This is a genomic window from Paenibacillus sp. 2TAB23 (assembly GCF_052115165.1).
In the GTDB taxonomy this organism is placed as follows: Bacteria; Bacillota; Bacilli; order Paenibacillales; family Paenibacillaceae; genus Pristimantibacillus.
Window position 1 is genome coordinate 25060 of sequence record NZ_JBFRGD010000023.1, and the last position, 24839, is coordinate 49898.

Consider the following 24839-nt stretch of genomic DNA (forward strand, 5'->3'; position numbering starts at 1 on the left):
ATGAAACTATAAAATAGTGCCATTTTCTCCTACACTGAAGGCAAATGCAAACGGCCGGGGACGCACTTAGCGTCATCAGCGCCTAAACGAGAGGGGATATCTAACATGTCGAACAAGGAAATTACGATGCAGCGCATCGTTCCCGTACACGCTTCAGCCGATGTTGTAGTCGTTGGAGGCGGCCCCGCTGGAACAGCAGCCGCAATCAGCGCTGCACGCAGCGGTTGCAAAACGATACTGCTGGAACATTCGGGTCAACTAGGAGGCATGGGCACGCTGGGAAATGTGAGCGTCTTCATGGGCGTAGGCAATGTAACGGGGATTTACCGCGAAATGATCTCGGAATTTCTGCCAGCGGCGCTGCCGAGCTCCCATCATGAGTCGATATGGCCGCAATACTCGCCTTTTGAACTGCGCCATTATCTGAATCAAAAGCTGGAGAAAGAAGGCATCGACGTCTATTACCACGCCAGCTTCGTGTCTGTAATGATGTCAGGCAGCAAGGTTACTGGCGTCATTGCCAATACACGCGAAGGGCTTCGTGCCTTCGAAGGCAGCACCGTCATTGACTGTACGGGCGATGCGAGAGTTGCCGCCGAAGCAGGTGTGCCGACCCACTCGGGACGAAGCGAAGACGGCTTAACGCAGCCGATGACATTAATGTTCATGATGCAGGATACAGGCAAGCCCGTAACACCATTCTTGCCGGAGGATTGCTACAAATATGAATCCGTTGAAGAACTGCCGCAGGGACGTCATCTGTATTGGGGCGGCATGGGAGATGGCACGCTGCTAGTGAACATGACTAGGGTGAGAGGCAATGGCGCAAAGATCGAGGATGTTAACTTTGCGGAGAAAGAAGCGCTGCGGCAGGTGTTCTCCGTCGCCAATTACTTGCAGCGGACCAACCATCCGAACCATATTTTGTCCCATGTGCCTGGCCAGATAGGCGTGCGCGAGACTAACCAGATTGAAGGCCGCTATACGCTGACTGAGAATGATCTGACCAGCGGACGCCGCTTCGACGATGTAGTCGCGCAAACCAACTACGAAATCGATATTCACAATCCAACCGGCGGAGCGAATACGGATGAGCGGAAGCTTGAGGGTTATGACATTCCCTACCGCTGCATGCTTCCTCAGCATGTAGAAGGCTTGATTGTCGCTGGCCGCAGCATATCCGCCACCCACGTTGCTATGTCCTCCATGCGCGTACAGGCGACCTGCTATGCGCTCGGTCAGGCAGCGGGCGTTGCCGCCTCTATTGCCATCGGCGACAATGTGCCTGTTGCTGACATTTCGATTCCGAAGCTCCACGAGAAACTGGCGGAACAAGGCGTCGTTTTTATCCAATAGTCCGCCTGCGCAGAACCGATTCATAAAGAAGGCAAAGCCCCGAAGCGCTCTCGATCAGAGATGGACTTCGGGGCTTTTATCCCTCCACAAAGTCTTAGTCTCCTGATTTATGTAATAGATCTCGGTGAATCGGAATAGCATCAATCAGGAGTCATCTTGTCAAGGCAACTAGCTCGCTTTAAAACACATCTATTGTTAAAACCATTGCGAAAATCGTGATGGTTTATTTGATTATTCAGCTCTTCTAACTTTTGAGTGGAATAGGCAATTCTATGATCGAAATCGTCTACCTCCTTCCGCTCTGAATTGTCCATACTAAGAGTGTAGAAGCTTAAAAGAATGACACGCAAAAAGGAGCGAATGATATGAATAACGCTATGAATACAGTACATCACCCCTATCTCGGCATGTGGGTAACTACGGATGGACATGTCCGCCAGGAACTTCTGCCTAACGGCCGATATGACGAAGCAAGAGGCAACCGGAGAAGCGCCTATACAGGCAGCTACAACGTAACTGGCAACCACATTGATTATGTGGACGATACCCATTTTACGGCCGATGGAGAATTTCGCAATGGCGTTCTCTATCACGGAGGCATGATTTTCTACCGGGAAGAAAAAAATAAAATCATCCCTTTCTATGATTAGTCCGCGAACAAAAAATGCCAGCAGGTACGAGGCGCTTCCCTCACACTTGCTGGCTTTTTTTGTTCATCAAAGCTTACACCGACTGCTGGTCAGGCAGCAATCGAAGACGCTTCATGTCGCTGATCGGCGGCAAGCCGAACAAACGGCTGTACTCCCGGCTGAATTGCGACGGACTCTCATAGCCGACTCGGAAGCCAACCTCCGCGGCGTCTGCCGATTCGGACAGAAGCAATCGCCGCGCCTCCTGCAGCCGTATTTGCTTCTGGTATTGCAATGGACTCATCGCCGTCACTTCCCGGAAATGGCGATGAAGAGAGGCCGAGCTCATATTCGCAAACGCGGCTAATTCCTCGATTCGCAGCGGCTTGTCATATTCTTTCTTAAGTTGCTGAATGACCGCAGCGACCCGATTCGTGTTGCTGCCGGTCATTGCGATTTGCTTGAGCAGCTCGCCTTGGCTTCCGTTTAGAATGCGGTACATAATCTCACGCGTTACCATCGGTGCAAGCACCTTCATGTCCTGCGGCGAATCCATAAGTCGAATAAGTCTGATTACAGCATCCAGCAGCGTTTCATTCGTCTTACTAACATATAGTCCTCTGAGGGATTCTTTCGATTTGGTCATGGACAGCTCGGATTCCTTCATGACGTCAAGTACGAGGCTCAGGTCCAATTCAAACAACAGACATAAATAAGGAGCTTCGGAAGAAGCCTCAATGACTTGACCCGAAATGGGCAAATCAACAGAAATAACTAAATAATCGGACGCATCGTAATAATAGCTTTCTTCGCCGAGTATGACGATTTTCTTTCCTTGGGCAATGATACATAACGCTGGCTGATGAACGAGATGAATGGGCATAGTCGGTTGTGAGTTTCGTATGAATTTCAGCTTTGAGATCTTTGTTTCATGAATACCATCCTCACGTATATCCTTCCCCATAAGAAAAGCCAATTCGGCTTGCTTCTCAAGCATGCCTTCATTCTGATGTGCGGAATGAAGCATCATCGCCACCTCGCTTCTTTAATCTCGTGCTCGTTCTATGTTCTCCTACTTTAACTACTTTGATCGGATTAGGCAAGAAGCTGATTCGAAACGGTTACCTCAAGACAATGTTAATGCTCCATACTTAGTAACAGCTAGTAAGCAGCTTGTGAAGACGAGAAACAGCTTATCAAGCAGATCCCATACACATTAGGAGGTTTCTATCACATGAATGAATCAAAGGTTTGGCTCGTTACAGGAGCATCAAAAGGGTTAGGACTTACGCTGGTCAAGAAGCTGTTAGCTGCCGGCTTTAACGTAGCCGCCACATCCAGATCTGCGGAGTCTTTGCAGGAAGCGGTCCAACACGCTGATACCAGCCAATTTCTACCGCTTCAAGTAGAGCTTGCGAGTGAGGAAAGCGTTCAAGCTGCCATGTCCTCCGTCATTAGCCATTTTGGAAAAATCGATGTTGTCGTGAATAATGCCGGATATGGGCAGATCGGAACGTTCGAAACGCTAACGGACCAGGAGATACGCAGCAACTTTGACATTAACGTATTCAGCATTATGAATGTGCTCCGCTACGCCATTCCGCATATGAGGGAAAAGGGATCCGGACATATTTTCAACATATCGTCCATTATTGGATTCAGCGGCGGCTATGCGGGCTGGGGCTGTTACGGAGCTACCAAATTCGCAGTAACCGGCATGACCGAATCGCTCGCTGTCGAAGTGAAGCCGCTTGGTCTTACGGCTACGGTCGTTTATCCTGGCTATTTCCGAACCAACTTCTTAACCAGTGATTCTTTAGCGGTATCCCCGGCTTCCAACAGCGAATATTCGGAAGTGCAAGCTTCGCTTGATCTTCATACCGAAGTTATCGCGGGGAATCAGCCTGGTGATCCTGCGAAAGCCGCTGATGTTTTGATCAAAGTAGCTGCATCGGCCAATCCTCCGCTGCACTTGTTTCTAGGTGAAGATGCTTATACCGCTGCCCAAGAAAAGATTAAAGAGGTAACCCAAGCGCTCGAGAGCACGAAGTCGCTTACACTTTCGACTACGTTTGAAGAGCAACGATAGACCCGGGTCTGCCTTTTCAATCCGTTACGCATACAAAAAACCGACAAGACCACTCCTGTGGTCTTGCCGGCATTTGGCCGTTCGCTTCACAATCGTTTTATTACTTCGAAACCGACTTAAACCAATCGTTCACTTCCGTCGTAATTTGATCGCCGCCGTTTGCTTTCCAATTCGTAACGAAAGTGTCAAAGGCGTCGATCGGCAATTTGCCGTAAATGATTTTGTTGAAGGTTTCCAGCTCCGACTGGCGAAGCAGGCTCCACTTGGTAATCATGGTTGGCGTTGCCGCTCCCGTGAAGTAGTTCTGCTTGCGAATATCGATTTGCGACATGACGACCTTCGCGGAATACCAGTTTTCCGGCTTGCGGAATTCGGCAGTCTGCTTCTCGTAAGGCGTTTCTGGCGCTGCGCCGTCAGCAAGCTTAACCAGCGTTTTCATATAAAGATCCGGAATACGTGCCGGGCCTGTAATAAACGCAAACTCGTTATTATAGTCTTTAATTTTGTCCTTGTTGTTCGTTGGCTGTCCGTCTATCTCGTCCCAGTCATAGCCTTTCGCGAAGCCGAATTCATAGGCCCCGCCAGCCTTAGGGTTAGCCAAGTTGTCCAGCAAATAGTTGTAATAGATGAAGAATGCTTCCGGATGCTTGGCATCCTTGTTAATCATAAAGCTGCTGTTCACGCCTGAGTTCTGCCATTTCGTTCCGATTGCGCCATCCGGACCTGCCGGGATCGGATACGCTTTGTATTTGGAGCCTGCTACGTTCTTAAGCAGATCCGGTGCCGGCCAGTCTGGTACCCAGTTCGCGCCCGGCAGAACGCCCGCTTTGCCGTTTGTCCAAATTTCAGCTGTCTTGCCTTCATCCCACAATGCGGCATCCGGGTGAATATAACCTTTCTCCATCCATTCCTTCAGCTTGGCAAGAGCTTGCTTCGCGCCTGGATTAACGGATCCGTACTCCAGGTTGCCGTCAGCATCCTTGTTCCATTGCTCTTCCACTGCGCCGTATGCGCCGAAGAGCCAGTCAAGCGAGCCCATCCACGTATTCGTGTTGTTTTTCAAAGAGATCGCAAGCGGATATACATCCTTGGCAGCTAGCCCGTCCGGATTCTCGTTTTTGAATTTGTCCAAAATGTTATCGAGGTCCGCGATCGTCTTAGGCGCCTCCAGATTCAGCTTCTCCATCCAATCCTCACGCAGCCACAATAGCGTGTCATCGTTGTCGGTATATTCAAGAATCGGCACATTCCATTTCTTGCCGTCCTTCGTGAAGGGATACCAAAGCTCAGGATGCTGCTCAGCGTGGTCTTTCCACGTTTGATTCGCATACTTGTCGAACAGCTCGTCTATCGGGAGGAATTGCCCAGAATCGATGAGCTGGTTCGTTAAGATCGAGTCAGTCGGCACGAATACGAAATCAGGCAGCTTCTCGCCTGATGCGATTGCGAGCTGAAGCTTTTGCTTGTACTGGTCGTTGCCTGCAGGATACCAAGTATCCTTATGCTTCATGCCGAATTGCTCCAGCATCCAGCGGTCATGGACATTGTTTTCCTTGCTGTCGCCGTTCGTATATTTCCGCGGCATGATGACCGTACTGATGTCAATCGGAGGATCATATTTGCCTTTCGCGAAAGCTGCATCGGCTTCCGACGAAGTCCCTGTATTCGAGCCGGTATTATCCGTTCCTTTATTCTCATCCTTGCCGGCATTCCCGCTGCATGCGCTGACGACGAAAGCCATTGCTACGAGCAGTACTAATGCTTTTCTAAGTTTGTTCATGTTTCAGTCCCCTTTGAAGTAAGATGATCACATAAGCTACTTTACCAAGCAGCAGGGGATGTCATCTATATGACTTTGTTAGTTTCCATAGGACTCTGTCATGTTGTTAAGAACCGATCCGGTAATCCTGCGGCGTCACGCCGAACTGGCGTTTGAACACCTTTATAAAGTATGCCGGCTCCAAATATCCGATTTCCGTACTGATCTCATAGACCTTTTTATCCGTCGTTTTGAGCAAATGACACGCGCGTTCCATGCGAAGCCGCGACACGTAATCGCTTATTCCTTCACCGGTTTCGATCTTATAAATTTTGGACAAATGCGTCGTATGCAGGTTAACGTGATCGGCAAGCGCGCGCAGCGATACGTCCAGATGCAGGTTTTTTTCCGTAAAGGCCTGCACCTTCTTCACGTAATGGGAACGGATGTCGTTAACCTCATTTGCGGTACCTTCCTTCAGCTTGCGAAGCCCAGACATCGACCAATTGCGCAGCTTGCCAATCGTGGCGAAAGCTTCTCCGCTCTGAAGCAGCTCCATGTCCTCGCCTAACAATTGCTCAAGCTTATGGCCGTTACGATGGGCATAATGGGTAAAGGCCGAGGCAATTAAGAAGCCCGCCTCCATGCAATGCTCCCACGAATCCGACCATTTGAGGTCAAGCTCCTCGAATACATGGGCAAGCTTCTCCTCAAGCGCATCCCAGCGCCCGGACTCCAGCAGATTGCTTATCGTGGGGGGACTATGGATCGCGTCCAAAGCACCCTCGGACACCTGCTGTCCCAAATCGCTGACACGCATAACGAATTCCCGTTCATCCCCGACAATCTGGCGAAAGGAGGATGCGGCTTTTCGATATGTGTCAGCAAGCTGTTCGGGAAACCGGAATGGTTCCGTAATGACAATCGAGAGCGACCCTCTCAAATACTGCTTTACCTTGGCCTGCAGCTGCACCGCCAGCTTCTCAAGCAGCACCTCCTTCTTCATGTCTGTGGACTCGCCCTTGAACTGCAGCAGAAAGGCCAAATAACCGTGCTCCTCCCTGACGCCCCATACTTCCGTGAACTCGCCGAATATTTCTTCCGCGATGTTGATGATCGCATACTCCATCAGCTGCTGGCCATTGTTCCGGTATTGGCCGAACTCCTCCTCAAGCCGAACGAGCAGCAACGCGCAATCCCCGAATTGGATCGGCAATTGATAATTTTCCAGCTTTCGGCTCCATTCATCGGCAGGCAGCCTCGCTCCCCGCAGCGCATCAAGCAGCAGCTGCCCCCGCAGCAGCGGCAGATTCTCCCGCAGCGCATATTCCGTACGCTCCTGGGAGCTGATGCTCTCCCATTCCGTCTTCAATTGCTCGATAGCAGACTTAACCGCACCGAACAATTCCTCATCGGTCGGAGGTTTCAGCAAATACTCGACCGCCTTATGGCGCAGAGCCTCCTTGGCATATTCGAAATCGGAGTGACCGGATAAAATAATGCATTTGATTCGCTTGTCGCTTTCCCGAATTTTCTCAATCAGCTCAATTCCGGTCATCTCCGGCATTAGAATATCCGATATGACGATATCAATCGGCTGCGTTTCGATAATCTGCAGCGCTTCCTGCGCGGAATACGCCTTATGAACCTGCTCAATGCCGAGCGTATGCCAAGGCTTGTGCATCGATAAATTGTCTACCCAGTGGGCTTCGTCATCAACGATAATCATCTGCATGTAATGGTTCCCCTTTTATGTGTAGTTGATGGCGCGGCTCTTCTTGGACGGGCATCTGCCAAATAATTTCGGTCCGGAAGCCTCCCAGCGGCGATTTAGTGAAATGAAGGCAAGAACCGTCCCCGAATTGATGCATGATGCGCTGGTTCGTATTCCATAATCCGCAGCCCATTTCCTCCTGCAGCGGCTCCTTCATTTTGCGATTAAGCGCTTCTTGCTGCTCCGGCGTCATGCCTGGACCGTCATCGTCGATGTAAATTTTGCATAAACCGTCCTCTACTTCGCCCCTAATTCGAATCTCACCCGACGAATAGGTTTTGGCAACGCCATGAATGACGGCATTCTCCACAACGGGTTGAATCAGCAAGCGCGGCACCTGCTGCCTCAGCATCTCGTCAGGAATATCAATGGTGTAGTAAATCCGCTCATTGCGAAGCTTCTGAATGTCCAAGTAATTGACGATGAGCTTGATCTCTTCCTCGACGGAGCCCGTCTGCCGCTCCATCCGCGTCGTATAGCGGTAATATGCGCTCAGGTTGTAGGCCATCGATACGACAGCTTCCTGCTCCTTCATCTGCGCCATGTTAATAATATAGCCAAGGCAATTATAGAGAAAATGAGGATTAATCTGCGCCTGCAGCTGCTTCAGCGTAGCTTCTCTAGCCCGCAGCTTCTCGCCTAACACCTTCTCGACCAAGTCCTGAATTTGCCGCGACATTTCGTTGAACCGGTAAAAGAGGAAGGAAAACTCATTGCTTGCCTTCTCTTTGATCTGCACGGAGAAATCGCCGCGCTGTACGCTCTGCAAGCCGCGAATCAGCTTAATAATCGGACGCTGCACGTTGCGGTACAGCAGCACCGAAGCGGATATGCCGATGGCGAACAACAAGGCCATCGACAAATAAAATAAGTTCCGGCTGAACGATATCGGGCCGAGCATTTGGTCCAGCGGCACGCTATCAACCAAATACCAACCAAGCTGCGGCGACTTAACGGCGCTCACCAAATAGCTTTTATCCCCTAAACGGACGACCTCTTGCTCGGTTCCATCCAGCTGCTTGCCGTCCAGAAAGGCGACCAGCTCGCTTGCCAGCTCCTTGGATGCGCTCCGATTCAGAATCGGCGCCTCGCCTTGGCGATAAAAGATCGGGTCGCCTTGTCCGCCCGCTTTGTACGTATCCAGCATATTCTCGATATTCTCATGGCCGAAGCTCGCCTGCACGACGAGATTGCTGCCTTTAAGCGCACCTTGATGGCCAAAGGAATCCGTATAAAACCAATGGAAAGATTGCTGATTGTCCGGCACGCTCTCCCTGCCGTCTCCGTATGTCCATGCTCCTGTCATATTGTCGTTCAGATACGCCTCGTCGTATTTGATCGTATCATTGCTGTTGGATATCGCTTCTTTGTTTTGCTGCGAATAAACCGTATACGTGACGGGCCAAATGTTCGCAATCCCCGATTGCAGCATCATCTTCTCCTGCACGACATATCTGGTCTGCATTCGGTCGTAGAGATCATCCCATATGTTTAGGCCGTTGAACTTCTCGACATTCGGGTCCTTCGAGAACGTAATGACGAAATCGATTGTTTGATTGATCCGCGAGTCAATCTGACTCGATAGAAAGGAGAGCTGCTTCATGTTGGAGCCCCGAAGCTCCTTGCTGATCGTATTCGTTGCGATCTCGTTGGAATACGTGAATAAGATGATGATCGGAATGAACAGGAGCAGAATCAAAATATTCATTTTGACGAAAAGGCTGTACCTCGGTCCCATCTTCTTCTTCACATACGCTGCGGTTTGACGTAGTACCATATTCCGATCCTCCCCGGCTGATCTGCCTAACAAAAACCTATGAATCCTAACATTGTCTTATAGTTTGGTGCGGATGCACTTTGTTACTATTTATATCAGGGTTTCAAGTGTTACACAAATATGATTTTACGGAAAGGGAGAACTATGGACTCTAATACCCTATTGCAACCAAACCCTAAAGCTGCTCGGAAATCGAAGAAGGACAGCGGCTACAAACAGCCCTGGATGCTTCATCTCATGGTGCTTCCAGCCATTTTGCTGGTCTTCGTTTTTTCTTATCTTCCTATGTCCGGACTTCTTATGGCTTTTCAGGATTATAAAGCTGGACTCGGTATATCGGGCTCACCCTGGGTTGGGCTCAAGCATTTCCGCTATATGCTGGAGAACGAATATTTCCTGCAAATTACATGGAATACGCTATTTTTTGCCTGCTCCAAAATCATTATGAATTTGGTTATTCCGTTTATTTTTGCCCTGCTGCTTAACGAGGTACGGAATATGGGACTCAAACGCTCCATCCAAACGCTCGTTTATTTGCCTCACTTTCTTTCCTGGGTTACACTCTCCGGCATTCTGATCGACGTGCTTGCCCAGACCGGACTAGTCAATCAATTCCTCTCGGGCGTATTCGACATTAAGCCGATTTTCTTCCTCGGAGACGGCTTCTGGTTCCGGTTCACAATTATATTCAGCGATGTGTGGAAGGAATTCGGCTTCAATACGATTATTATCCTTGCGGCTCTTTCCGGCATTAATCCGGCTCTGTACGAAGCAGCCGAGGTCGATGGGGCAAATCGGATCAAGCAGACGATGCATATTACGATTCCGGCGCTTATCCCGATTCTTATCGTTGTCGCAACGCTTGCGCTTGGTAACGTGCTCAACGCCAATTTCGACCAAGTGTTCAATCTTTACAGCCCTCTCATCTACCAGCAAGGCGATATTATCGACACCTTCGTCTATCGTGAAGGCTTGCTCAGCGGACAATTCAGCTTCGCAACGGCTGTTGGCTTCTTCAAATCATTCATTAGTTTAATTCTAATCGTAATCTCATATCGTCTAGCCTATAAATTCGCCGGCTACAGGATCTTCTAGAAAGGGTGAACGCTCATGTACCACAAAACCGTATCCTACCGACTATTCAGCATCTTCAATAATGTGCTGCTCACCGTCATCTCGATCGTCTGTTTGCTGCCGCTCTATCACTTGCTGATGGTTTCGTTAAGCTCGTCCGCTCCGGCGAATGCCGGGCTTGTCACCTTCTGGCCAGTAGGCTTCACCTTTGAGGCGTATGCCAAAACGTTCGAGAACGCCAACTTCCTGTCTTCCCTTTGGGTATCGGTGCAGCGGACCGTGCTCGGAACGGCATTCGCCATGATCATCAATGCGGTAGCGGCTTACGCCCTTTCGAAGGACACCCGAGTATTCCGGGCAAGAAATATTTATCTGTGGTACTTCGTTGTGACGATGCTATTCAACGGCGGACTCATCCCAGGCTACATTCTCATTCTTAAGCTTGGTCTTATGAACACGCTAATGGCGCTTATTCTTCCAGTGACGGTATCCGTGTATAACGTCATCCTGCTGCTCAACTTCTTCCGCACCGTGCCTAAGGAGCTGGAGGAAGCAGCCTTCATTGACGGAGCCAGCCATATGAGAAGCTTCGTATCCATTTATCTGCCGATCTCCATGCCGGCGATTTCCACTATTTCCCTGTTCACGATGGTTATGCACTGGAATGCTTATTTCGATGGCTTGATCTACATCAAGGAATCAATGGACCTGCCGCTTGCCAGCTTCCTGCAGACGGTTATCGTCCAGGCGGATATGAGCAAGTTCGATCCGTCCATCGTGGCCAACAAATCGCAGCGTACGCTCCGGGCCTCGCAAATTTTCATCGGCGCCCTGCCTATCCTGCTCGTGTATCCGATCCTACAGCGTTATTTTGTCAAAGGCATCGTCATTGGCGCGGTGAAGGAATAGCATCCGCCTGCCATCAAACTTCATGAAATCACTTATATAATCAAGAGAGGTAGCGAACAACATGACGAAACACGCGGAGCAAACCGGGCAACAAACCAAGCAGCAAACCAAGCAGCAAACCAAACAACAATCCATGCAGCAAACCAAAACGGGCTCAACTATTTCTTTGCCTGATCTGCTCGCACAAATGACGCTGGACGAGAAAATTGCCCAGCTGATCCAATTAGCCGTTCCTTTCTACGAGGGGGCAGTGGATGCCGGCCTTATTACGGGTCCTATGGAGTCGCTCGGCATTACGGAGGATACGGTTCGCAATAGCGGCTCCGTGCTCGGCATGGCTGGCGCAGCGGATACCATCAACGTGCAGCGCATCCATTTGCAGAACAACCGGCTTGGCATTCCGCTGCTCATGATGGCAGATATCGTGCACGGGTTCAAAACGATATTCCCTGTGCCGCTTGCGATTGGCTGCTCTTGGGAGTTGGAGCTTGCAGAGCTCAGCGCCGAGATTGCCGCTAAGGAAGCAGCCGTATCCGGCGTTCACGTGACGTATGCGCCAATGGTTGATCTTGTGCGCGACCCGCGCTGGGGACGCGTGATGGAATCCACGGGGGAAGACCCTTATCTGAACGCCGAGTTCGCGCGGGCTTTCGTCCGCGGATTCCAAGGCTCCGATCTTGCGGGTGATAGGGATAGAGTAGCGGCATGCGTGAAGCATTTTGCCGCTTATGGCGCAGCTGAGGGCGGCCGCGACTACAACACCGTCGACCTCTCTGAACGCCAGCTTCGCGAGTTTTATCTGCCGGGCTACAAGGCTGCGCTTGACGAAGGCTGCGAGATGGTCATGACCTCGTTTAATACGGTCGATGGCATCGCCGCGACGGGCAACGCCAAGCTGATGCGCAAGCTGCTCCGCGAGGAATGGGGCTTCGACGGCATACTTATCTCCGACTGGGGAGCTGTTAAGGAGCTGATCGCGCACGGAATCGCAGCCGATGAATCTGAGGCTGCGGCCAAAGCGATGAAGGCCGGTGTCGACATTGAGATGATGACCTCCTGCTACGCGAAGCATCTCTCCGAGCTGGTAGAGAACAAGGAAATCGAAGAAGCTTTAATCGACGAAGCGGTTATGCGCATTCTGACGCTGAAGCAGAAGCTCGGTTTGTTCGAGAATCCTTACCGAGCGGCTGATCCTGAGCGCGAGAAAGAGATCGTATTCTGCGACGCTCACCGGGAAGCATCGCTTGCACTAGCCGTTAAATCCTGTGTTCTGCTTAAAAACGAAGGCGTGCTGCCGCTTCAGCCGAGTCAGCGGATCGCGGTGATCGGTCCCTTCGCCCGCAGCGGCGACCTGCTTGGACCATGGTCATGGACCGGCTCTCATGACGCTGTTGTTCGTTTGGCTGACAGCATCAAACATAAGCTAGACCATCCAGCTGCGCTCCATGTTGCCGAGGGCTGCGGTATCGAAACGTCAACGGATGCGCAGTGGGAAGAAGCGCGCGCGGCAGCTGAAGCTGCGGATGTCATCGTCCTTGCGCTCGGCGAGCATTCGGATATGAGCGGTGAAGCGGGCTGCCGATCGAACATCCAGCTGCCAGCGGTTCAGCTCGAATTGCTCCGCAAGCTCCGTTCGCTTGATAAACCGATCGTTGTCGTGCTCTTCAACGGTCGACCGCTTGACCTGCATGGCGTTTATCATGAAGCTGATGCCATTCTGGAAGCTTGGTTCCCCGGCAGCGAAGGCGGCAACGCGGTAGCGGAATTGCTGTTTGGCGATGCTAACCCATCAGGCCGCTTGACGATGTCCTTCCCGTACAGCGTCGGACAAGTGCCTGTCTATTACAATGCTTACAACACCGGACGCCCGCAAGGCGCGGCCGATGCTCAGGTGCGCTATGTATCGCAATATCTCGATATTCCGAATGAGCCGCTGCTGCCTTTCGGCTTCGGTCTCAGCTATACGTCGTTTGAATACAGCGACATGCGGATCTCCTCGGACCAGATGGTTATGGGGCAGCCTCTTGAGGTTCGTGTAAAAGTAACCAACACCGGCAGCGTCGCAGGTATAGAAACGGTACAGCTGTATGTGCGTGACTTGGCAGGCGAGGTTGTACGGCCGGTCAAGGAGCTGAAAGATTTCCGCAGAGTCGCGTTAGAGCCAGGCGAGACGCAAGAAATGGCATTTACGCTGTCGGAGACTCAGCTTCGTTATTATCACTCCGACCTTAGCCATACAAGCGATAACGGCGATTTCACCGTCTTTGTCGGACCTAACAGCAGAGAGACGACTGCATTGTCCTTCCAATTAACGAAATAACAAGCTAAAGCAAACAACCAACATGCCATTGCGGCGCGTTGGTTGTTTTTCTATATCTATCACCTCATTAACGAAGTCGTCGGCATTTACTATGCCGCTGCTGATTTCTCCTTCTTTTCATAAACCCGGTACAGAACGAATCCAAACAGCATGCCGGCGAATGACATAGCAGCGATCGTTAAGTATAACGTTTTCGCACCGAACATGTCGTAGACCGAGCCGCCCAAATAAGAGGCGATAATGCCCGATACGCCGAAGAAAAGCAGCGCCAGTACGGTCTGGCCGGTAGCCCGCCATTCCACTGGCACGATCCGGTACAGATATTGGATCGCTGCGGAGTAGAAGACCGGGAACGTGAGCAGCTGAAGAATTTGCAAATACGCCAGCGTATGCGGATCGGTAATCCAAGCCGAAATAAAAAACCGAATGAAGAAAAAGGCCGCCGAAATAGCGATCAACAGCATCTCCTTGCCTTTTCGAAGCCACCAGAAGCTTAAAGCAAACACGAGAATTTCACTGCCTGCCGCCAGAAAGAACGCCAAGCCGACCAGTTCTGGCTCACCGCCAAGCTCCCGAATGTATATGCCAAGAAACGTATCATTCATCCGAGCCGGAACGGCGCAGATAAAGATTAGCAGAAGAAACATCAGCGTTTCTTTGTTGCTAATGAATTGCTTCAGGCTGCTTAACGTAACAGGCTTGCCTGTAACCGGAACATCCGGCATCAGCCAGCTGGTGACAAAGCTGATAACGCCAATTGCAACAAATAGCAAAGCGAGACTGTTCGCCCCGAAATAAGACATGACATAGCCCGTAAGCAGCGATGTTACCGCATAGCCTAACGCGCCGTAAGTACGTACCGAGCCATAGCTGACGCCAGCTTCCTCGGATATCGAGAAGTTAAGGCTTTCCGTTAGCGGATCAATCGGCATGAGGAAAAAGTACAGCAGCATCGCAAACAGGATAAGCAGAATAAAGCTGCTAGAGCTGTAAAGCATATACCCCGTAATGCTGGAGACCACGAGCAGCAGCAGCAATATTTTACGAATCGTCTTCGTTCTATCGCTTATGATCCCCCATAGGGGCTGGGTGATGATGGTGACAAATCCCCCCGTACCGATGATGAAGCCGATTTGGGCAGGCGTAAGGCCCTGCTCGTCCAGATAGACGGGAAGGAACGATACAAACATAGCAAGCATAGAAAAATAAAGAAAATTAAAGCTCCGCAGCAATCTTAAGGCTGGCATACAATTAAGGCTCCTCGCTGGTCATGGAATCCGCCGCGAACGGCATCCGAATGGCTATTCATTCGTTAGTTGAATTTATACATTATAACAGATAAATCACTAAACCCTGACAACCGTACTTAACGCTAATTGCTCCCAGAGCCACATTGAGCACATTTCCAAAATATGCTACTGTAAAACTATTAAAGCATGCGGTATACGTATACTAGGAGGCATCCCTTTGAAAAGCTCAGTTACGCAGCAGCCTGCAACAAAGACGACGACACCAGCACAGCAATCCCATACTCCTCGGTCCGCACAGCCCATGCAGCTTATGACATCTCCATCCGGCGCTTTCTCTGCTTCCCAGCTCATGCAGCTCCAGCGAACGGCAGGCAACAACGCCGCGAGGCAATTGATAGCCGCCAAATCCTCTTCTATGCCCATTCAGCGTTTGACCGAAGAAGATATAGAATCAAGAAGCGATAAAACAAAGCTAAAAAAACTAAGAGACCTCTTCGGTAATAAGCTTGGTGTCATGTCTGCGCTCTATCATTTTAATGATTTGACTTTTGACGACCTCTTTGAAGCAGCATCCAGTCTCGACGATTTGGAAAAAAGGATCAATACGATTGCCGCTAAAGCAGATACCGCGAAAACGGCCAAGCTCGCCTCTGAAGCGGCAGCGGCAGCAGCTCCACCGCCAGCCCCTAAAGCAAAGGAAGAATCGAAAGAGATGGCCGTACCTGCGCCGAAAAAAGAGAAAAAGAAAAAAGAGCCAAAGGAGAATCTAGCGGCACTGCTGTTCACCGGCGGGACAAAAACCGTTCAACAGGCGGTAGACGTTCAGGCTATCGCGACAAATCCGATCCTTAATGCTTGGATTGCTTCAAAGCCTCCTTCCGCAACCATTATTGAGAGAAGAATTGAAGTAAGCGTGGAGACCGTATATATATACGCTACCGTTAGAATTCCAGATAACTCCGTGCCTGGCGTGCCGCAGGTGAATGTTTACAATATCGAAATCCATTACCATCCGGTTCCTACATCGGCGAACTACCTCCATGTGAAGCGTAGCGCCGGCTCCGATGCCGGGAATATCATTGCACCTACCTCATGGCTTATACCAAGAGGCAAGGACGCGCTGCGCGACGCGGTCGCTCAGTGGAATGACGCCTACCCGGATAGACCATCTCCGCATGCATGGTAAGGAACAGAAACAATCCATCTCGATTGGAACAAAAGAGCAAGCTATGAGCCACCGCTCATAGCTTGCTCTTCTTTCCATCTGCCCGAAAGCTTGCTGTGTCGTGCAGCCCGTCTAGCGGTTATTCACTAATACCTCGATGCCATTCTTCGGCCGTAAGGTCATAAGGGCTTCCATTTCGATTGGGGGATGACCAAGCGGAAGCCGCAGACGGAAGCGCTGACCAATCGTGCATAGCGTGATGACCATCTCCAGCATAGCAAAATGGTTGCCGATGCATCCTCTCGGCCCGCCGCCAAACGGGATGTAAGCAAATTGCGGAATTCTTTTCAGCAAATCGTTCTCGAATCTCTCCGGAATAAACGAAAGCGGGTTCGGGAAGTACTCAGGATTTTGATGAATGGCATAAGGACTGAACAAAACAGACTGCCCTTTCTTGACGGTAAAAGAACCGATTTCTACGTCGGCAGTTGCAGAGCGTCCGGTAAAAAAGCTTGGCGACCGCAGGCGCATCGCCTCCCAAAGCACGTTCTGCGTATAGGTAAGCTGCATATAATTCGCTGCCGTAACGCTGCTGCCGTTTAATACGCGATCCCATTCCTCGTAAAGTCTATGCAATACCTCCGGCTGCTTTAAGATATAAGAAAATGCCCAAGACAAGGCGTTGGCCGAGGTCTCATGCCCGGCGATGAACATGATCATTAGCTCGTCTCGAAGCTGCTGGTCGCTCATGCCTTCGCCCTGCTCATCCTTCGCCGTTAACAACACGGATAGCAGATCGCCTTCCCCCTGCTCGGGGTTCAGCTTTCTCTCCCGAATGATCGAATAAACGCCTTGGTCTAGCGCTTGAAGCGCCGCCTTATAGGCCCGATTTTTGGCCGTCCCCACAAATAAGGGCATCGACAGAAGCGAGCGCATCCGCTCCGAGCACATACGATTAATCAGCTCGTATGGCTCCCGAATCCCACGAGAATATTCGTTGCCCTCGAGACTAAATAGCGTTTTCGCTATGATGGCGAATGTCATGTTTGAAATGTCATCCGTCAGATTGCGATATTGGCCAGGCTCCCACGTATCGAGCTCATTTTCCACGATATCGACCATTTGTTCCGCATACTTCTGAATATGGGCTTTCGTAAAATGCGGCTGCATCAATTTTCTTATTTTTTTGTGCTTCTCTCCTTCGCTTGTCGCCATTCCGTCACCGACAAAGAGCCTAGCCTCCTGAAACGCCTTTAGCTTCACAAAGTGCTCCTGCTTCGTCAATAGCACTTCCCTCAGCAGCGCAGGATCATAAATAACGTACATCTGCTGCGGCCCGAACCGAATTTTTGCGACTCCCCCGTAATCTCTTTGCAGATCCGTCAAAAATCCGAGCGGGTCTTTCCGATAGGCCATCAAATTCCCGCTCAGCCATGACCCTTTCGGTCCATTCGGCGTGTATTTACTCGCTAAAGCCGTTTTCATATGTCTCTCCTCCAATTCCACAACCATGCATGTCGGCTTCTTTGCTCCAGCTCTGCCTGCTGGATGTATAGCACTTGTTCAAAAATATAAGGATGAAGCTCTGTCATCACTATCCCTCACTTCTTACGATCGTTAATAAAATGGAGCGCTGATCCATCCACTCACATGCTCTTCCCTTATGTTAATTTACGCCTCCGCTTGAAGTCGACGGACGATAAGTATCATTGCAGACAACTTTTGAAGAATCATATTGCGCGCCAGCCACAATCCGTTTATGATGGCTTAACTAACCCGTTTGGCATGGAGAAGCCTGACTCCACGATGTTCAAGTCTCTTCAACGCGGATTGCAGTTTCGATTCATTGGCTCCTGCAACAGCATTCTGAATGACGGACACCAATAAGCCTTTAGTCATTGCATTCCAGGCCGTCGAGGAGACACAGCCCTCTGCAAATAATCCAGCGATGTATAAATGCTCGGTCCCAAGCTTCTGTAAATGCTGAAGCAACGCTAGATTACTGAGCGCATTGCTCTGTTTTTTTGCATAGCCGAAGCTGTTGACAACCTTCAATCGAGGATCTAGTAGTGCACCCTCCGTTCCCTTTATGGCCGCATGATTCCTGAACCAGTTCGATAGCCATTGCTCCTTTTCAAATTCATTTCTAATGTAAAATATCGGGATTCTGTGGATTTCAGCCTGCGTAATGGCTGCATTCGTATTCGTAATTAGTTGCTCGACCTGATGTTTCGCAACGGGCATTCTAGCGCCTTCTCCCACAAAGTCCTGCTGGATATCCATGACGAATAGGACAGATTTCAAAGCGACACATCCTTGATTGATATTTTCATTGCTTTTAAAATTGCTAGCATTCAAGCGGGTTCCCCGCCATCTAAGGAGGATGAATGGTGCAAGTTAGAGCTTTTACCGATACGGATATCGATGCTATTGTTTCCTTGTTCTACGAAACGGTCCATGAGGTTAACAAACGAGATTATTTGCAAGAGCAGCTCGATGCTTGGGCGTCTCAGGACGATAAACCGCTCAAATTGCAAATTTGGGGACAATCAATGCGGCAAAATATTGCTTACGTCGCCGAAATCGACGGAAAACTCGTCGGCTTTTCGGACTTGACTCCACATGGCCTCTTGGACCGTCTATATGTTCATAAAGATTTTCAGAGGCAAGGCATTGCGTCTGCATTAGTCAATCGCCTCGAAGAAGCCGCAAGACATGCAGGCATGGTCGAAATCGATACGGAAGCAAGCATTACCGCCAAACCGTTTTTCGAGAGCCGCGGATACCGCGTCGTTCTCGCGCAGGAGGTTGAACGCCGAGGAATTAAGCTCGTCAATTTTAAAATGCTCAAACCGCTGTAGGCATAAGGCTTCCACTCGCCCATCCAGCCCAAAAAGCTATGGCCTCGCGGCCATAGCCTTTTGAATTAGCGCCATGTACAATTTTACGAGCTGCTCTCCGCCGAAAGCACGATATGCGCGACGGTCAGCTTCGGAATGCTCAGCGTAAACGTATTGCCGCTAATTTCCGCAACACCTGCTCTTTCCGTAATTGCCGGACTGCTCTCGTCAAACGCCCAGACTCGGGCCGATTGATAGGCCGTATCTCCGCCAATCGTGAACGAAGCATTCATGTCGTAATCGAAGTTTTTATTGATGGCGATCATGTGCAGATTGTTGTCGCTGTCCTTGAACACCGAGCTGTAGATCGAGCTGTTCTCGATGTCATTCGTGTCTGCAGCTACCTTCGTGTCACCGTATTTTGAATGGCTTCCGTCGTAATTGTTGAAGATTCGAAATCCGGAGGACAAGTAAGGGATTTGGGATAGACGTGACGTTCCCGCCATGTTCCAATAGTTCGCCATGTACAGCCCTTGCTTGCCGAATACGCCGAGCGTGTCTGCCTGCGCAATCCCGCCTGACACATGGTGGCTTCCGCCGAAATCGTATTCGGTAAACGCCATTTTGGTACCTTCGTTATACGTGTTGATCGATTTCTTCATGGCCGGAATTAACGGCAGAAACTCGCTGTACCAATCCCCAATCCACGTCTTCTCACGATAGCTTGGATCCCAAAGCGATCTTGGAGCCTGAACGCGCACCTTATGCGTCTCCAGGTTATGCTTATCGAGAGCGGTGCTCGTAATGCGCGTTCCTCCGCCCATTTCCTCAGAGTACCAGTGAATATCCAGCACATCGAGCAGACGTTTGCCTTCCTTGCGTGATTCACGGGCCATATTATCCAAATAATAATCCAAATACCAGCGATAATTGCCTTTGATTTGTTCCCATTCCTGCTTATTGTCGACCATATAGGCATCGCTGAAGCCGTAGGATACAGGACCGAACATTTCAGCGCTTGGATCGACCTGTTTGACCGCTTTGGCAAGATCAACCGATTTGCTGAGCACCTCAGCCCCCTTCGTCGCTTCCGGATGCATATAGGCATGCGTCTTTTTCCAAAGTCCCGGCTCGTTATCGATGGAATAGCCGTTAATTCCTGTTCCTGAGGATGCAAGGCCGAACCGGTTGACCATCAGGTTAACGAACTCATCGTTGTAGGCAACATTATCATTTAAATCCGGAGACAAGCTGAACGGCGAGCCTTTGGCTGCCTTCACATCGATCCATCTATTCGATGGCGCAGTTTCGGCTTTGGTTACCCGCGCGTTTTTGTCCTTCGCCGCATAACCTGCCGTCGGCAGTGTCCACAGCGTATAGGCGCCTTTCTCGAGCGACTTCTGGTGAAAGCCGATTGCCGCGCTCCCCGGGATATTCCACTTGGCGCTCTCGGAAACCGGAATGCCGCCGTAATACCAAGGTACGAACGAGTCGCTTACAAAGCCCGCATCATCTCCGGAGTTGGAAGCATTGTTCTCCCAGTTGTACGCAGAGAAGCGATTGCCGCCAGCTCTTCTTGCAGTGAGGTTCTCTGTCCCCGTCAAATCCTCGTTCGAGCCATAAATATAAGGGCTGATCGGAGCTCTTTCGGCTGTCGGGTCGATGCGGAAATCCACGTCAAAGGCGGCCGTCGGCGTGCGAAGCGTATTGATTTTGATTCGGTCGCTCCATGGGCCTAACGTGCTCCCATCCTTCGCTCGTACCCGATAAGTGTGCAGTGAAGCTGGTGTTAAACCGCTATGTGTATAGAACAAAGTCGACTCTAACGGCATGACCGTCCCGTCAATTTCAATATCATAGCCGGTCACCAATTCCTGAAGCGCCCTCCAAGTCACTTTAATCGAGCTTTCCGTCTTCTCTGCCCGTATGCCTGATGGCGCAGGGAGCTGCTGCTCGCCCGTTGTTTTAACGGTAAGCGCCGAGCTCCATAAGCTCGCTGTTTGGTCCTTAATCGTTCTAAGCTTGAACGTATGCAGAGTACCCGGCTTCAGATAATCATAGCCATAGGAAGGATCGGCAACATTCGTTGTCACACCATCCGCATATACCTCGTAGCCGGTCGCTCCCTCTACAGCATCCCAAGTCAACGTAATAGAAGTATCATTCGGAGCTGCTTTGACATTCACCGGGAAGGATGGCATATCGAGCAGCACAGGTTCAACTCCCCAAGTACGTGTCCCGTCCTTGTAAACAATCGTCTTGGAGCTCTCCTGCTCTGTAGACGAATGCAGGTAAGAATAGTCATTCGCTTGATTGAACGAGGACCAATCGCTTTTATTGAACCAGCCATTCCACGCCAGCTCCTCGCCCGCCGGAATGGCACCCGATTGCTCCGTAAAGCCAATCTCCAGATAATGAGTGGCATCAGCGGAAGGAATCGGCATCTTCACGATTTGCGCATTTATGCTCTCTTTCAGAACCGTTCTCCATTTCACCATGCTGTAGAACCCGACTGCAAACTCCTTCTCATCCTCGCCCGCAAAGTCCGCAGTAAAGTAGTAGCGAATGCGCAGATCCTTTAATTGGATTGGCGTCTTCCCTTTGTTTGCCACCTTAAACTTTGTCGATATCGACGAGGTTTTGGCGTTGTTGCCTGTCGCTGTCACGACTTTAATGGCTTCCGTGTCATTGCCTGCGGGAAGAACCTTAGCCTTAACTAGCCCGCTCCATGGTCCTACGATGCTGCCGTTTTTGCCCCTTACTTTGTACGTATGCTCGCTATCCGGCTGCAAACCCTTATGTACATAGGAAGCAGTGCCAGCGTCATTAACAAGCGTACCGTCAATCTCAATGTCATAAGAAATCGCGTGCTCCGCCGCGTCCCATGTCACAGTAACTTCTGCCGCGCCTGCTGCAGCCTTCACGTTCGCAGGTATGGCGGGTACAGGCTGCGACGCAGAGCCTACCGAAAACTGCGCTGCCGTTTGATTCTGCATATAGGACTTCGTTCTGTCTGGGCTGAATACCCCGATCTCAACCTTATAATTGCCCGTCTGTGCATTCGCAGGAATGGTCCAAGCCAGCGGGAAATGCTTTGTCTGAGCGGCCGCAAACGACTCGGTGAACGATTGTATCTTCGCCTTCGTTCCACTCGGCTCAACAATACTGACCTCGACGAGTACAGACGCTGATTCGCTTGCTGTCACTGAAGCATCGATGCTCACCTCGCCGCCTGTCATTGCGCTTGAAGGCGATGCCAGTGCTTGTGATGAGAAGCTGAGTACCGGAGCTCCTCCCGTTACCGTCAGTGTCGCCGCACCTGGAAACCATTTGCTCACGCCGCTTCCCCAGCCGGCGCCGAAGATGCCGAAGCTCACCAGATATTGGCCCGCGGGCAAGTTAGCCGGTACTTGCCAAACAAGCGGGACCGTTCGCTCCACCCCAGCCTCCAGCTTTATATGGTCAACGAACACTTTGCCTACGTTTTTAAGCGAGGAGTCAAAAAACTCCACGTCAATTAGTACATCCGTCTGATCTGTCGCTTTCACGCTTACGTTTACAGCTGCCCCCGTTCCCGCCTCAACGATTGAGGATGCGAGCACTGCAGATGCTGTCAACGGATTTGACGCCAAAGCCGTCACGATCGGCATGGGTAAACTTATGTTGTTTACAAGCAGCATAAGTGCTATCAGTACAATAAGCGCTGGTTTCTTCACCGTTCTAGCTAATCCGTTCATCATTCATTCTCCTTATGTTTCAGCTTCTTCATGGTAGGTCTGAAACTAAAGCGCTTCGACCCGCTGTTCCAAATTGGAGTATAACGCAGCTTTAATGCTCTTGAGGAGGATGAAAAATATTCACCCCTACCAAAAGGCGGATAAATAAGATGCTTTTCAGAACGAAGCGACTGTCCTAATCAGAGAGGTAACCAAAGCGGATCCATCCCATAAAAAGCACAAAAGAACCTTCAACCCCACTATTAAAGCGGAGCTGAAGGCTCTGTTTATGTGCCTATTATTTACTTGCGATCTTCCGGCTTCGTCATGATCCACGCATGCTCCGAATCATTGGTGAATTTCCAAGCACGGGTAGGTCCCGCCATCACGTTCAAATAATACACTTCATAGCCTGGAGGGGCGGAAACGGGATGATAGCCTTCCGGCACGAGCACCGTTTCACCGTTCTTTACGATCAACGTCTCATCTAGTGATCGGTTATCGGTATAGACACGTTGTACGGCAAATCCCTGTTCGGGCTGGATTTTGTAATAATAGGTTTCTTCCAGCAGCGACTCTTCCGGCATAGCGTCACGGTCATGCTTATGAGGCGGGTAGCTGGACCAATGTCCCTCCGGCGTGATTACCTCCACAACCAACAGGCTGTCTGCAGGCTCGATCTCTGGTAAAATATTATAGATCTGCCGCTCCAAATTCCCGTAACCGCGCGTTTCTTGAGCGGAAGCCGATGGTGCGATAAGCCGTGCCTTAAAGCTGCCTTTGCCGGGAGCGCTGCAGATCGCAAGCTCGACCGCGGTCGCAGCCGTCACCTCAAAGCTGTTTCCATCCGGAACGTATACCGAATAGGGCGGTTTTTTCTCGAATACGCTCATGCGCTCCCCGACGTTTTCCCAGCTCAGCTCCTGCGTAGCTACATTCGCAATGCCGGACAAAAACACAAGGCAATATTCAAGGCTGCCGGTATCGCGCTGCAGCGACTGTCCCGCTTCAAGCTTCGCTACCTCAAACCCAACATATTCCCAGCCTGCAGACTCCGGTGAAACAGCAAGGACGATGCCGTCCTTGTCCGGTGCATTCGGCCTAACGATTAACTTAGACATGGCTCTCCATCCCTTCTGTTTCCCGTTTCAACTGCGCGGCTTCACTGATTTTGATCGGCCGCCCGAGCTGATGCGACAGCTTGGCAGCCAATGCGATCATCTCTGCTTTGACCCCATCCTCTCCCGTAACAGGAAGCGGCTGTCCGTTGGCCAGGCACGCTATAAACTGCCTCGTTTCATCGATGTAGGCCTCATTATAGCGCTCGAGAAAGAAATGAAGCGGTTTGTCTCTTGAAACGCCCTCCGCTGAACTGACCTCCGTTGTGTTCGGATGGTCATTGCCCGCAGCAACGCTGCCTTTTGAGCCGAATACTTCTACGCGCTGGTCGTAGCCGTAAGCAGCTTGGCGGCTGTTGTCAATGACGCCAAGCGCTCCGTTCTCGAAGCGAAGCGTAACGATTGCCGTATCGACGTCGCCGTATTTGCCGAATACAGGGTCGATGAGGACGCCGCCTTGCGCGTATACCTCCGTAACCTCGCTGCCCGTCAGGTACCGCGCCATGTCGAAATCATGGATCATCATGTCCATGAATATGCCGCCGGAAACACGGATATAGTCCTCATGCGGCGGATTGGGGTCGCGCGAGGTGATTTTCACAATATGAGGCGTACCGACCGAGCCAATGAGCACATGCTCGCGCACGCGTTTGAAGTTATGGTCAAACCTCCGATTAAAACCGATTTGCAGCTTGATTCCCGCTTCTTCCGCCGCTTGAACAGCCTCTTCGGTCCGGCCAATGTCCATGCTGAGCGGCTTCTCGCAGAACACATGCTTTCCTGCTTTAGCCGCCTCTTTAATCAACGGAACATGGGTGTCCGTCGAGGAGCAAATGAATATCGCGTCAATCGACGGGTCATTGATAATATCGGAGCTGTCCTTCGTTACCTTGGCAATCCCCCGTTCACTCGCCCACTCTATAAGCTCGGGACCTGCGAACAGATCGCTTACCGCTGTAATCTGTACTTGTGGCAGCCGGAGCAGATTGTCGGCATGAATTTTGCCGATGCGCCCTGCTCCGATAATGCCGATCGTTACTTTCTTCGTCATCTCGCTATTCCT

Annotated in this window: 18 protein-coding genes; 8 read left to right on the forward strand and 10 right to left on the reverse strand. The window is 50.7% G+C overall.

The genetic code is table 11. The features are described from left to right. The first annotated feature begins 105 nt into the window (after nt 1-105). Together AB4Z29_RS25760 and AB4Z29_RS25765 are read left to right on the forward strand one after the other, a co-directional pair. The gene (locus tag AB4Z29_RS25760; RefSeq protein WP_441945839.1) at nt 106-1356 is read left to right on the forward strand and encodes an FAD-dependent oxidoreductase; all 1251 of its coding nucleotides are present in this window, start codon (nt 106-108) and stop codon (nt 1354-1356) included. Between the two features lie 365 nt (nt 1357-1721). Beyond that, nucleotides 1722-2006 (forward strand): Atu4866 domain-containing protein, encoded by a 285-nt coding sequence (locus AB4Z29_RS25765; protein WP_441945840.1) that lies wholly within the window; start codon nt 1722-1724, stop codon nt 2004-2006. A gap of 73 nt (nt 2007-2079) precedes the next feature. On the opposite strand, the gene AB4Z29_RS25770 is transcribed toward AB4Z29_RS25765, so the two are convergent. Beyond that, complete coding sequence (locus AB4Z29_RS25770; protein WP_441945911.1) at nt 2080-3012, reverse strand: AraC family transcriptional regulator N-terminal domain-containing protein; 933 nt, start codon at nt 3010-3012, stop codon at nt 2080-2082. A 207-nt stretch (nt 3013-3219) separates the two neighbouring features. Here AB4Z29_RS25770 and AB4Z29_RS25775 point away from each other — a divergent pair, with 207 nt between their 5' ends. Further along, nucleotides 3220-4074 carry an SDR family oxidoreductase gene (locus tag AB4Z29_RS25775; RefSeq protein ID WP_441945841.1) on the forward strand — a complete coding sequence of 285 codons (855 nt, stop codon included), beginning with the start codon at nt 3220-3222 and terminating at the stop codon, nt 4072-4074. Between the two features lie 100 nt (nt 4075-4174). Here AB4Z29_RS25775 and AB4Z29_RS25780 read toward each other — a convergent pair whose 3' ends face one another. From AB4Z29_RS25780 to AB4Z29_RS25790, 3 genes are all read right to left on the reverse strand, one after another. Continuing rightward, nucleotides 4175-5854 (reverse strand): ABC transporter substrate-binding protein, encoded by a 1680-nt coding sequence (locus tag AB4Z29_RS25780; RefSeq protein WP_441945842.1) that lies wholly within the window; start codon nt 5852-5854, stop codon nt 4175-4177. 106 nt (nt 5855-5960) lie between these two features. Then, the gene (locus tag AB4Z29_RS25785) at nt 5961-7568 is read right to left on the reverse strand and encodes a response regulator transcription factor (RefSeq protein WP_441945843.1); all 1608 of its coding nucleotides are present in this window, start codon (nt 7566-7568) and stop codon (nt 5961-5963) included. Then, nucleotides 7549-9384, reverse strand: coding sequence for a sensor histidine kinase (locus AB4Z29_RS25790; protein ID WP_441945844.1), 1836 nt, complete (start codon nt 9382-9384; stop codon nt 7549-7551). The genes AB4Z29_RS25785 and AB4Z29_RS25790 overlap by 20 nt, the downstream gene beginning before the upstream one ends. A gap of 144 nt (nt 9385-9528) precedes the next feature. Here AB4Z29_RS25790 and AB4Z29_RS25795 point away from each other — a divergent pair, with 144 nt between their 5' ends. The 3 genes from AB4Z29_RS25795 to AB4Z29_RS25805 all read left to right on the forward strand — a co-directional run bounded on the left by AB4Z29_RS25795 (nt 9529) and on the right by AB4Z29_RS25805 (nt 13687). Next, nucleotides 9529-10479 (forward strand): ABC transporter permease, encoded by a 951-nt coding sequence (locus AB4Z29_RS25795; protein ID WP_441945845.1) that lies wholly within the window; start codon nt 9529-9531, stop codon nt 10477-10479. Between the two features lie 15 nt (nt 10480-10494). Further along, the gene (locus AB4Z29_RS25800) at nt 10495-11367 is read left to right on the forward strand and encodes a carbohydrate ABC transporter permease (RefSeq protein ID WP_441945846.1); all 873 of its coding nucleotides are present in this window, start codon (nt 10495-10497) and stop codon (nt 11365-11367) included. A gap of 133 nt (nt 11368-11500) precedes the next feature. Next, nucleotides 11501-13687: a glycoside hydrolase family 3 N-terminal domain-containing protein gene (locus tag AB4Z29_RS25805; RefSeq protein ID WP_441945912.1), complete on the forward strand. Its 2187-nt coding sequence runs from the start codon at nt 11501-11503 to the stop codon at nt 13685-13687. An 89-nt stretch (nt 13688-13776) separates the two neighbouring features. Here the strand turns inward: AB4Z29_RS25805 and AB4Z29_RS25810 are convergent, their stop codons facing one another. After that, nucleotides 13777-14934 carry an MFS transporter gene (locus AB4Z29_RS25810; RefSeq protein WP_441945847.1) on the reverse strand — a complete coding sequence of 386 codons (1158 nt, stop codon included), beginning with the start codon at nt 14932-14934 and terminating at the stop codon, nt 13777-13779. 220 nt (nt 14935-15154) lie between these two features. On the opposite strand from AB4Z29_RS25810, the gene AB4Z29_RS25815 reads away from it, so the two are divergent. Continuing rightward, a complete protein-coding gene (locus AB4Z29_RS25815; protein ID WP_441945848.1) occupies nt 15155-16123 on the forward strand; it encodes a hypothetical protein in 969 nt (322 codons plus the stop codon). Between the two features lie 111 nt (nt 16124-16234). Here the strand turns inward: AB4Z29_RS25815 and AB4Z29_RS25820 are convergent, their stop codons facing one another. Next, nucleotides 16235-17587: a cytochrome P450 gene (locus AB4Z29_RS25820; protein WP_441945849.1), complete on the reverse strand. Its 1353-nt coding sequence runs from the start codon at nt 17585-17587 to the stop codon at nt 16235-16237. Nucleotides 17588-17869: 282 nt separating this feature from the next. Then, nucleotides 17870-18406, reverse strand: coding sequence for a cysteine hydrolase family protein (locus AB4Z29_RS25825; RefSeq protein WP_441945850.1), 537 nt, complete (start codon nt 18404-18406; stop codon nt 17870-17872). Between the two features lie 86 nt (nt 18407-18492). On the opposite strand from AB4Z29_RS25825, the gene AB4Z29_RS25830 reads away from it, so the two are divergent. Beyond that, nucleotides 18493-18963 carry a GNAT family N-acetyltransferase gene (locus AB4Z29_RS25830; RefSeq protein ID WP_441945913.1) on the forward strand — a complete coding sequence of 157 codons (471 nt, stop codon included), beginning with the start codon at nt 18493-18495 and terminating at the stop codon, nt 18961-18963. A gap of 83 nt (nt 18964-19046) precedes the next feature. On the opposite strand, the gene AB4Z29_RS25835 is transcribed toward AB4Z29_RS25830, so the two are convergent. The 3 genes from AB4Z29_RS25835 to iolG form a co-directional block, all read right to left on the reverse strand. Continuing rightward, a complete protein-coding gene (locus AB4Z29_RS25835) occupies nt 19047-22682 on the reverse strand; it encodes a glycoside hydrolase family 44 protein (protein WP_441945851.1) in 3636 nt (1211 codons plus the stop codon). A gap of 278 nt (nt 22683-22960) precedes the next feature. Further along, the gene (gene iolB / locus AB4Z29_RS25840) at nt 22961-23779 is read right to left on the reverse strand and encodes a 5-deoxy-glucuronate isomerase (RefSeq protein WP_441945852.1); all 819 of its coding nucleotides are present in this window, start codon (nt 23777-23779) and stop codon (nt 22961-22963) included. After that, the gene (gene iolG, locus AB4Z29_RS25845) at nt 23772-24827 is read right to left on the reverse strand and encodes an inositol 2-dehydrogenase (RefSeq protein WP_441945853.1); all 1056 of its coding nucleotides are present in this window, start codon (nt 24825-24827) and stop codon (nt 23772-23774) included. The genes iolB and iolG overlap by 8 nt, the downstream gene beginning before the upstream one ends. Nucleotides 24828-24839 lie beyond the last annotated feature (12 nt).

Coding starts and splice junctions, on each gene's coding strand:
- AB4Z29_RS25800 (WP_441945846.1), top strand. CDS start 10,495: ATGTACCACAAAACCGTATCCTACCGACTATTCAGCATCTTCAATAAT.
- AB4Z29_RS25835 (WP_441945851.1), bottom strand. CDS start 22,682: ATGATGAACGGATTAGCTAGAACGGTGAAGAAACCAGCGCTTATTGTA.
- AB4Z29_RS25765 (WP_441945840.1), top strand. CDS start 1,722: ATGAATAACGCTATGAATACAGTACATCACCCCTATCTCGGCATGTGG.
- AB4Z29_RS25820 (WP_441945849.1), bottom strand. CDS start 17,587: ATGAAAACGGCTTTAGCGAGTAAATACACGCCGAATGGACCGAAAGGG.
- AB4Z29_RS25760 (WP_441945839.1), top strand. CDS start 106: ATGTCGAACAAGGAAATTACGATGCAGCGCATCGTTCCCGTACACGCT.
- AB4Z29_RS25805 (WP_441945912.1), top strand. CDS start 11,501: ATGCAGCAAACCAAAACGGGCTCAACTATTTCTTTGCCTGATCTGCTC.
- AB4Z29_RS25770 (WP_441945911.1), bottom strand. CDS start 3,012: ATGCTTCATTCCGCACATCAGAATGAAGGCATGCTTGAGAAGCAAGCC.
- iolB (WP_441945852.1), bottom strand. CDS start 23,779: ATGTCTAAGTTAATCGTTAGGCCGAATGCACCGGACAAGGACGGCATC.
- AB4Z29_RS25785 (WP_441945843.1), bottom strand. CDS start 7,568: ATGCAGATGATTATCGTTGATGACGAAGCCCACTGGGTAGACAATTTA.
- AB4Z29_RS25810 (WP_441945847.1), bottom strand. CDS start 14,934: ATGCCAGCCTTAAGATTGCTGCGGAGCTTTAATTTTCTTTATTTTTCT.
- AB4Z29_RS25775 (WP_441945841.1), top strand. CDS start 3,220: ATGAATGAATCAAAGGTTTGGCTCGTTACAGGAGCATCAAAAGGGTTA.
- AB4Z29_RS25790 (WP_441945844.1), bottom strand. CDS start 9,384: ATGGTACTACGTCAAACCGCAGCGTATGTGAAGAAGAAGATGGGACCG.
- iolG (WP_441945853.1), bottom strand. CDS start 24,827: ATGACGAAGAAAGTAACGATCGGCATTATCGGAGCAGGGCGCATCGGC.
- AB4Z29_RS25780 (WP_441945842.1), bottom strand. CDS start 5,854: ATGAACAAACTTAGAAAAGCATTAGTACTGCTCGTAGCAATGGCTTTC.
- AB4Z29_RS25795 (WP_441945845.1), top strand. CDS start 9,529: ATGGACTCTAATACCCTATTGCAACCAAACCCTAAAGCTGCTCGGAAA.